This window comes from Methylorubrum podarium, assembly GCF_022179745.1.
Lineage (GTDB): Bacteria > Pseudomonadota > Alphaproteobacteria > Rhizobiales > Beijerinckiaceae > Methylobacterium > Methylobacterium podarium.
In genome coordinates this window covers 1-8,805 of sequence record NZ_BPRD01000261.1, presented here as the reverse complement: position 1 = coordinate 8,805, position 8,805 = coordinate 1, and the positions used below count along the sequence as shown (strand labels likewise).

Here is an 8,805-nt window from a genome sequence, read left to right as displayed (position 1 = left end):
GCGCCGCGCCGATCCGCGCCACCTCCGCCTTGCAGGCGGCCTCGCGCGCCGCGGCGGGCGAGCCGGACGTGCCCTGCTGCGAGACGTGGACGGGCGGGAGGACCACGAGTTTGCGGGTCTCGGGCGGGGCCTGCGCCAGCAGCGCGTCGAGCCAGCCCAGCGCCGGCATCGGAGCGTCGGCGGGCGTCGGCCGGTAGCCCGGCTCGGCCTCGGCGGCGGCCAGGATCGCCTGAGCTGCGCGGATATGCGCCTGCGCGCGGGCCGCGTCGTAAAGTCCTTCCGGCGGCGTGAACACCGCGTAGCCGTTGCCCGCGAGCCGCGCCCGGGCGAGCCCGAGCCGGTGCAGCGCGGCCTCGAAGGCGGTGCCGAGGCTCTGCCAGTTTACCTGAACCAGCGCGTCCCACGCCGTGATCGGCTGGTAGAGCCAGGCGGGGAAGGCGCGGAAGGTCAGGCGGCGCTCGTCCGCATCCGGCTCGCACCAGGTCGGGTCGATGCCGAGGATCAGCATCGTCGGCCGCTCATGGCGCAGGTAGAGCCGGGCCAGCTCGCTCTGCTCGTAGGGCGTCGCCGCGTTCATCGACAGGTTGGCGAAGCGCCCGCCGAAGGCGCGGCCGAGTTCCGCCGGGTCGAGCAGGCGCAGGGTCGAGGTGCCGAACACCGCCGCGTCGTAGGCGCCGCTGCGCGCCACCTGCGGATACATGAAGCGCTGGTTGCCATCCATCAGCGGCCCCTGCGCCCGGCCGGGGCCGGACCGCAGGCCGTAGGGGTCGAGGGCGGCGACAAAGCCGATGCAGGCCATGCCCGCGACGGCCGTCACGCTCAGGAACAGCAGGACGAAACGCCGCCATTCCGGCGGCGAGCCCGCCGGGTTCGCTCTGCTCATCGGTCTTCGTATCGACTCACCGGTTGGCGGCCCACCGAGCCGTGTTGACCCTCCCGCCCCGAGCCCCTATTGCGAGCCCCACGCTCCGAGCGCAACCGGCCCGCCCCGCGGCGCTGAGCGCGAACCGGATGCGAGCGCGTAGCTCAGTTGGTAGAGCAACGGACTTTTAATCTGTAGGTCCTGGGTTCGAGTCCCAGCGCGCTCACCACAGATTTCGCCCGCCCGGTCAACGACTTAGCGGGTTTTTGATTGCCCGGAACACGTTCCGTGCGGCAAGCAGTACGGCTCAGGCGCTTTACGAGCCGCTCGGGTCGTGAAACCGAAGCCGTCGCGCCCAAGACCCGACACGAAGGATGTTGTGCGGGCGGCGCGCATCCGACAGGTTGGCGCCCATGGCCGACGACGTCTCGCCGCAGCGACCGCTTCCGGCATCCCTGACCCGGTTTCTGTCCGCGCCGGCGCCCCGGCAGCCGCCTCCTCGGCCTCGCGGCGGTGACCGGGCCAAGCCGGCCACCGCGCGCGGTTCGACGTCGAGCGGAGCCCTGCGGATCATGGTTCTATGGGCGCTCGGCTACAACCTCTTCGGATTCGCGATCATCGTTCTGCTATGGCGGAGCATGCAGTGAGGGGCGATCGGCGCCCTCTCAGGCGTGGAGAGGGCGTCAGGCGGTGGTTGAGGAGACCCGAGTCAGCGAGCGGAGCGCCCCGGGCGCTCGACCGGACCAGGACCCGCGCACCACGGCCGTCCTGATGCTGACTGCCCTCCGCGATGCGGGCGCGCATCTGGGCAACCTCCTTCGGCTCGTTCGGGCAGAGATCCGGGGCAATCTGCGCGCGCTCGCATCGCTCGTGACGCTGTTCGGCGGGGCGCTCCTGCTCGTCCTCGCGTCGCTGGTCCTGTTGCTGTTCGCGCTCCGCGACGCGTTGGCGGCGCTGATCGGAGATGACGCGCTGGCGGCCCTGATCGTCGCTCTGCCCTTCCTCGTCGCCGCGGCGATCCTGACGCGCCTCGGCCTTCGAAGAATGAGCCTGCGTTCCTCGGAGGGTTGATCGCGGAGCGCCGGGCCGCCATCCCGGCGGGAGCGACGCACGAGACTTTCATGGACGTTCCACCGCTCCCAACGCTGCAGGCCCTCCGCCGCGGCGACCTCGCCGGGGCCAAGGTGCTGCGCCTCGGCGGCGCGGTGACCGAGTTCCCGCCCGAACTCTTCGGTCTCGCCGAAACCCTGGAGGTGCTCGATCTCAGCGGATGCGGCCTCACCGCGCTCCCCGACGAGATCGGGCGGCTCAAGCGGCTGCGTGTCCTGTTCTGTTCGAACAACCGCTTCGAACGGATGCCGCCCGCGCTCGGGGACTGCCCGGCCCTGAGCCAGATCGGCTTCCGCGCCACCGGGTTGCGCGAAGTGCCGGGCGAGGCGCTGCCCCGGGGCCTGCGCTGGCTCACGCTGACCGACAACCGGATCGAGCACCTGCCCGACGCGATCGGCCGGCGCCCGCTTCTGCAGAAACTGATGCTGGCGGGAAATCGGCTGCGGAGCCTGCCGGCCTCGCTGGAGGGCGCCGAGCGTCTCGAATTGCTGCGCCTCTCCGCCAACGGCTTAGAAACGCTGCCCGCGCGGCTCGCGGCGCTGCCGCGGCTCGCCTGGATCGCCTGGGCCGGCAATCCCCTCGACGGGGAGGCGCCGCCGGCCCGGGTGCCGCGCGTGTCGTGGGACGCGCTCGCACTCGGTCCCTGCCTCGGCGAAGGCGCATCGGGGCGGATCTACCGGGCCATGTGGCGTAATCCGGAAGGGGAGGAGGCGGTCGCGGCGAAGCTGTTCAAGGGCCGGATGACCAGCGACGGGCTGCCCGAGCGCGAGATGGAGGCCTGCCTCGCCGCCGGCCGACACCCCCATCTCACCGGCGCCCTCGGGCGGATCGTGGGGCACCCGGACGGGGTGCAAGGGCTCCTGATGCCGCTGATCCCGGACGGCTGGCGGGTTCTGGCCGGACCGCCGAGCCTGGAAAGCTGCAGCCGCGACGTCTACGCGCCGGATCTCGCCCTGGAGCCGGACACGGCGCTACGCATCGCTGCCGGCGTGGCCCGCGCGGCGGCCCATCTCCATGGCCGAGGGGTGCTCCACGGCGACCTCTACGCGCACAACACGCTCTGGGACGGGGGCGCGGGCGAGGCCGTGCTGAGCGATTTCGGGGCCGCCTCCCTGCTCCCGGCCGGCGAGGCCGGAGCCGCCTGGCAGCGGGTCGAAGCGCGCGCCTGGGGCCTCCTCCTCGGTGAGTTGCTCGATCGCTGCACGGGCGAGCCCGAGGGGGTCGCGACTCTGCGTTCCCTGGAGCGGGCCTGTTGCCAGGCCGACACCCGGGCGCGGCCCTCGATGGCGGAGGTGACCGACGCCCTGAGCCGGCTTCCGTCGCCGGATCGTCACGCTCCTGCGTGATCCATGACCGTCTCAGCCGCGTTGTACCTGTCACCCACGATGCGGCAGGATGCAGCCTTGCACCCGCCACAACCCTTACGAGGAGCAGGACGAAACCGCATGAGCGAACCGCGCGAGATCGAGCTGAAGCTGGAATGCGAGCCGTCCGACCTCACCACCCTGCAGGATCACCCGCTCTTGCGGGAAGCGGCGGCGCAGGACGAAGCGGAACTCGCCTCCGTCTACTTCGACACGCCCGACCGGCAGTTGCTGGCGGCCAAGCTCGGCCTGCGGGTCCGCGAGAGCGGCGGCCGCTTCGTCCAGACCCTCAAGGCCGAGGGTGACGGCCTGTTCGACCGGCCGGAATGGGAGCAGCCGGTCGAGCGCTCCGAGCCCGATCGGGCGGCCCTCGCCGACACGCCGTTCGCGCGGCTCGTCGATGCCGACGCGGCCCTTGAGCCGCTCTTCATCACCCGGGTGACCCGGCGGACCTACCTCGTCGAGCAGGGCGAGTCGCGCATCGAGGTCGCGCTCGATACCGGGCGGATCGAGGCGCCCGCCGCCGGCGACCGCATCCTGCCGCTCTGCGAGGTCGAGCTCGAACTGAAGGACGGGACCGCGAGCGACCTGTTCGCCCTCGCGCAGGCCATTGCGAACCTCGTGCCGGTCCGCCTCGGCGTGCGCAGCAAGGCCGAGCGCGGCTACGCCCTGGCCACGGGCAAGCTCGACCGGGTGCGCAAGGCCGAGCCCGTGCCGCTGCGCGAGGACATGAGCGCCGCGGAGGCGTTCCGCGCCGTCGCCCATGCCTGCCTGCGCCAGATGCGCATCAACGAGGACATCCTGCTCAAGGGCCGCGACGTCGATGCCCTGCACCAGATGCGCGTCTCGATCCGCCGCCTGCGCTCGGCCTTCTCGCTGTTCGGCGACCTCGTGGACGATCCCCTCGGCGTGCGCATCCGGACGGAGCTGAAGGAGGTCACCGAGCCGCTGGGCCGGGCGCGCAACCTCGACGTTTTCCTCGCCACCGTCCTGCCGGCCGAGCGCGAGCGGCACCCGGACGAGACCGGCCTGCTCGGCCTGGAGCGGCAGCTCGAGGAGGAGCGCGCCCAAGCCTATCGCGACATCGCCGCGCTCCTCGGCTCGGATGCGTGGCGGATGCTGCTGCTCGATCTCGTCGGCTGGATCAATGCCGGCCCGTGGCTGCGGGACGAGAGCCCCGGCCGCACCTCCCTGCGCGAAGAGCCGGCGCGCGTCTTCGCCGCCCGCGAACTCGACCGGCGGCGGCGGCAGGTGAAGCGGCGCGGGCGCGACCTCGACGAGCTCGATCCCGAGGAGCGCCACCGGGTCCGCATCGCCGCCAAGAAGCTGCGCTACGGTGCGGAGTTCTTCGCCGCGCTCTTCCCCGGCAAGAAGGCGAGCAAGCGCCACGCGGCCTTCGGCAAGGCGCTGTCCGACCTTCAGGACCATCTCGGCGCGCTCAACGACATCGCCACCGGCGACGAGCTGATGCGGGACATGACGGTCGAATCCGTCGGCGCCTCGACCCTGTTCGCCGCCGGGATGACCGCGGCCGACATCGAGGCGCGCACCCGCTCGCTCCTGGAGGCCGCGGCCGAGGCGCACGAGGATCTCGTCGACACCAAGCCGTTCTGGCGCTGAGGCCCCACCGTGCACGGGCGGAGCCGGGCGCCTCGGAGGGTGGTCCGATGCGAACCCGGCTCCCGTGCCGTTCGATCGTGTCAATCGATCCCTGGAGCTTCCAATCCGCTAAGGTTGGGGCCGTGGCCTGCGCGGGGGCCAATTGTCCGCAACCGAACTCTGCCGTAACCGGGCCGGGTTGAAGGGGCGGGAACGTTTCCGCTGCCAGAGTTTTTCGCGGTAATGCGTTTCGAGGTCGAGCGGAAGTTCCTCGTGGCCGATGAGGGCTGGCGGGCGGGTGTCACCAGTCGCCGCCGGCTCACGGACGGGCTGATCGGGCAGTTCGAGACGGGGAACAAGGTGCGTGTGCGGCTCGACGAGGGCCGGGCGTGGCTGACGGTCAAGGGTGAGCGCGTCGGGCTCGGACGGCCGGAATTCGAGTACGAGATCCCGCGGGCCGACGCGGAATCGATGCTGAGTCTCGTCTGCGAGACCTGCTTCATCGAGAAGACGCGCCACTGCGTGCCCCATGCCGGACTCGTCTGGGAGGTCGATGTCTATGGCGGCATTCTGGAGGGCATGATCCTGGCCGAGGTGGAGCTCGACCACGAGGGGCAGGCCTTCGAGCGCCCGGCCTGGCTCGGCCGGGAGGTGACCGGCGACCCCCGCTTCCGCCAGTCGGCGCTGCTGCGCCGCTTCGGCGAGGCGGGGCGCGTCATCACCCTGGAGGAGGTGCTGGCCGCTCCGTCGTGAGAGGCCAACCGTTCAGGTTCAGCGAGCGGGTGCCGCGCGCGGCATCGCCACGGCCTCGGCCACGCCGGGCTTCAGGCCGCCCGATCCGTCGCCTCGCAGCCATGACGAGGCGGGCCCCCGCGGCGTGACATGGCACGCGCGATTTTTTCGCTCGCCGGAGACGGCTTCGTCGTTCCCCCGCGGCGTGACATGGCACGCGCGATTTTTTCGCTCGCCGGAGACGGCTTCGTCGTTGCGGCGCCCCGCGCTATGAAGGCGGTGGGACAGATTTCGAGACAGGGGAGCGGGGGCGGTGGAGCAGGCGGCGCGTCCGGGCGGTGGCCGCCCCTTCCGCCCGCGCTGGCTCGCCCGCCCGACCCTGCGTCAGCTTCGCCTCGGCAGCGGCCTCGTGCTGTTCGCCTACGTGCTCACGCATCTCATCGTTCACGCGCTCGGCAACGTCTCCCTCGACGCGCTGGAAAGCGGGCTCACCGTGAAGGCCGCGCTCTGGCGCACGCCGCCGGCCCTGCTGCTTCTCTACGGTGCGCTTCTCTTGCATCTCGCCCTCGGCCTTCAGGCCTTCTACGAGCGGCGCTTCTACCGGGTGCGACCGGCCGAGACCGCGCAGCTCCTGCTCGGCCTCGCGGTGCCGATGCTGCTCCTCAGCCATGTCGTCGGCACCCGTCTCGCCTGGAGCCTGGAGGGACTGGATCGCGGCTATCCCCAAGTCCTCTACGCCACCTGGGTCGCCGCGCCGGGCCAGGGCATGATGCAGGCGGCGGGCCTCGTCGTGGCGTGGCTGCACGGCTGCTTCGGCCTCTACTTCTGGCTCCGGCTTAAGCGCGGCTTCCCCCGCGCCGCGCCCTGGCTGCTCGCGGGCGCGGTGCTGGTGCCGGTGCTGGCGCTGGCTTGGCCGATCAAGAAGATCGCGGCCGGCGCGGCGATGCTGGGGGTGACCGCCTACTGCGCCTTCTCGGGCTGGGACGTCGCCGCCGAGCGGGCGCTGATCATGACGCTGGTGATGCTCGGCGCGATCCTGGTCGATCGCCCGGCGCTCACCATGCGCAATCTGGCGCTCGCCGCGATCCTGGCGCTGGCCCGCGAGCCGGAGGCGCTGCTCGGCCCGAGCTTCCAGATGTCGTTCGGGGCGGTGGCCGGGCTGATCGCCTGCGCGCCGCTCATCGACGGGCGCGTCTTCCGGACCGAGAGCCCGTCCCGGATCGCGCGGGCGGCGTCGTGGACGGCGACGGCGGTGGTCGGCACGCTGGCCACGACGCTGGTGGCGCAGGTCGCCACCGCGCCCTTCGCCACCTACCACTTCCAGACCGTGCAGCCCTTCGGCCTCGTCGGCAACGCGCTTACCCTGCCGCTCGTCTCCCTCGCCGTGATGCCCGCGGCGGTGCTCGGGATGCTGGCCTACCCCTTCGCCCTCGATCGTCCGGTCTGGTGGCTGATGGGGCTCGCGGTGCGGGGGATGCTCGACATCTCGGCCTGGATCGCCGGGTTCGGGCAGGCCAACGTGGTGCTGCCGGCCTTCGGCACGGGCGCCCTGGTGCTGCTCGCGGTCGCCCTGCTCCTCGCGACCCTTCCGGTGTCGCGGCTGCGTCTCCTGGCCCTGCTGCCGGCGGGGCTCGGCATCGCGCTGGCCGCGAGCCCGGCGCGCTACGACATCTACGTCGACCGGGACGGGGCCGGCGCCGCAATCCGCGGCAAGGATGGGCGCCTCGTCGTCCTCGGGCGCCCGCCCGGCTTCGTGCTGGAGCAATGGCTGAAGGCCGACGGCGACGGGCGCCGCCCCGACGCGGTCACCGCTACCGCCGGGCCGCGCTGCGACCGCCTCGGCTGCACGCTGGCCGCCATCGACGGGCGCTCCGTCGCCCTCGTCACCGACAAGCGCGCTTTTTCCGAGGATTGCGTCCGGGCCGACATCCTGATCAGCCGCCTGCGCGCCCCGCCGGGCTGTGCCGCGCCGCTGATCGCCGACCGCAGCTTCCTGGCGGCGCGCGGCGCGACCGCGATCCGGCTCGGCCCGGCGGGGCCGGAGGTCGTCACGACGCGCGGCGCCGGTGAACCGAAGCCCTGGCAGCCCCGGGCCGTCGGCGCGGTGATGACGCCGGCAGCCCGGTCGGAGCCCGAAGCGGCCCGCGACGTCGATCCGACGGACCCGCCGCTCCCCGAGACGCCTCAGTAACGGCGCACGAGGCTCACGAGCTTGCCCTGGATGCGCACCCGATCGGGACCGAGCACGCGGGTCTCGTAGGACGGGTTGGCCGCCTCGAGCGCGATCGAGGAGCCGCGACGACGCAGGCGCTTGAGGGTCGCCTCCTCGTCGTCGATTAGCGCCACGATGATGTCGCCGTTGTTGGCGGTGTCCTGCTTGTGGATCACCACGAGGTCACCGTCGAGGATGCCGGCCTCGATCATCGAATCGCCGCGCACTTCGAGCGCGTAATGCTCGCCGCCCGAGAGGAAGTCGGGCGACATGGAGATCGAGTGGCTCTGGCTCTCGATCGCCGAGATCGGCGTACCGGCGGCGATCCGGCCCATCACCGGAACCATCACCGAGTGCCCGTTGCCGTCGTGGGCCTGCAGCATCGGCGGCTTCGGCGCGGGCGGCTTCGCCGAGAGGCCGCCTTCGACCACGCTCGGGGTGAAGCGGCGCGGCTCGGGCGCGGGTCCCTGCTTGGCGGCCGGCATGTCGGGCATGCGCAGGATCTCGATCGCCCTGGCCCGGTTCGGCAGGCGGCGCAGGAAGCCGCGCTCCTCCAGCGCCATGATCAGGCGATGGATGCCGGACTTGGATTTGAGATCGAGCGCGTCCTTCATCTCGTCGAAGGACGGCGGCACACCGCTCTCTTGCATCCTTTGCTGGATGAACTGGAGCAGTTCGAGTTGCTTGCGGGTCAGCATGCGGCACCTGCTGTCGACCGCGGGCCGGGGGCGCCGCAGAATCGTTGAAAACAAAGCGCGAACAGCCTAGACGTTCCTCTCCTGTTCCGCAAGACGAACCGAGACATGCGAAGGGCGGCGGTGCCGCAGCGCCGCCGCCCTCCGTTGCGACGTCACGGATCCGATCAGGCCGGGATCACGTCCACGATCTCGTAGGTGTCGGGATCGATGATGACGATGTCGTCGCCG

The 8,805-nt window shown here is 71.8% G+C and carries 8 protein-coding genes and 1 tRNA gene; 7 read left to right on the top strand and 2 right to left on the bottom strand.

Going from position 1 to position 8,805, the window contains the following annotated elements; genetic code table 11:
• On the bottom strand, positions 1 to 883 hold an 883-nt coding region (locus MFF42_RS13745; protein WP_238256236.1), incomplete at its 3' end, for a hypothetical protein.
• Between the two features lie 132 nt (positions 884 to 1,015).
• Between MFF42_RS13745 and MFF42_RS13740 the strand changes: the two genes are divergently transcribed.
• From MFF42_RS13740 to MFF42_RS13710, 7 genes are all read left to right on the top strand, one after another.
• Positions 1,016 to 1,091, top strand: a tRNA-Lys gene (locus MFF42_RS13740).
• A gap of 184 nt (positions 1,092 to 1,275) precedes the next feature.
• Complete coding sequence (locus MFF42_RS13735; RefSeq protein WP_238256235.1) at positions 1,276 to 1,509, top strand: hypothetical protein; 234 nt, start codon at positions 1,276 to 1,278, stop codon at positions 1,507 to 1,509.
• A gap of 124 nt (positions 1,510 to 1,633) precedes the next feature.
• Positions 1,634 to 1,933 (top strand): phage holin family protein, encoded by a 300-nt coding sequence (locus tag MFF42_RS13730; RefSeq protein WP_238256234.1) that lies wholly within the window; start codon positions 1,634 to 1,636, stop codon positions 1,931 to 1,933.
• 50 nt (positions 1,934 to 1,983) lie between these two features.
• A complete protein-coding gene (locus MFF42_RS13725; RefSeq protein WP_238256233.1) occupies positions 1,984 to 3,318 on the top strand; it encodes a leucine-rich repeat-containing protein kinase family protein in 1,335 nt (444 codons plus the stop codon).
• A 99-nt stretch (positions 3,319 to 3,417) separates the two neighbouring features.
• Complete coding sequence (locus MFF42_RS13720) at positions 3,418 to 4,956, top strand: CYTH and CHAD domain-containing protein (protein ID WP_238256232.1); 1,539 nt, start codon at positions 3,418 to 3,420, stop codon at positions 4,954 to 4,956.
• 222 nt (positions 4,957 to 5,178) lie between these two features.
• On the top strand, positions 5,179 to 5,688 hold the full coding sequence (locus tag MFF42_RS13715; RefSeq protein WP_238256231.1) for a CYTH domain-containing protein: 510 nt from the start codon (positions 5,179 to 5,181) through the stop codon (positions 5,686 to 5,688).
• Positions 5,689 to 5,980: 292 nt separating this feature from the next.
• Positions 5,981 to 7,858 (top strand): ComEC/Rec2 family competence protein, encoded by a 1,878-nt coding sequence (locus MFF42_RS13710; RefSeq protein ID WP_238256230.1) that lies wholly within the window; start codon positions 5,981 to 5,983, stop codon positions 7,856 to 7,858.
• Here MFF42_RS13710 and lexA read toward each other — a convergent pair.
• The gene (gene lexA / locus MFF42_RS13705; protein ID WP_238256229.1) at positions 7,852 to 8,577 is read right to left on the bottom strand and encodes a transcriptional repressor LexA; all 726 of its coding nucleotides are present in this window, start codon (positions 8,575 to 8,577) and stop codon (positions 7,852 to 7,854) included. The genes MFF42_RS13710 and lexA overlap by 7 nt on opposite strands.
• Positions 8,578 to 8,805: the final 228 nt, after the last annotated feature.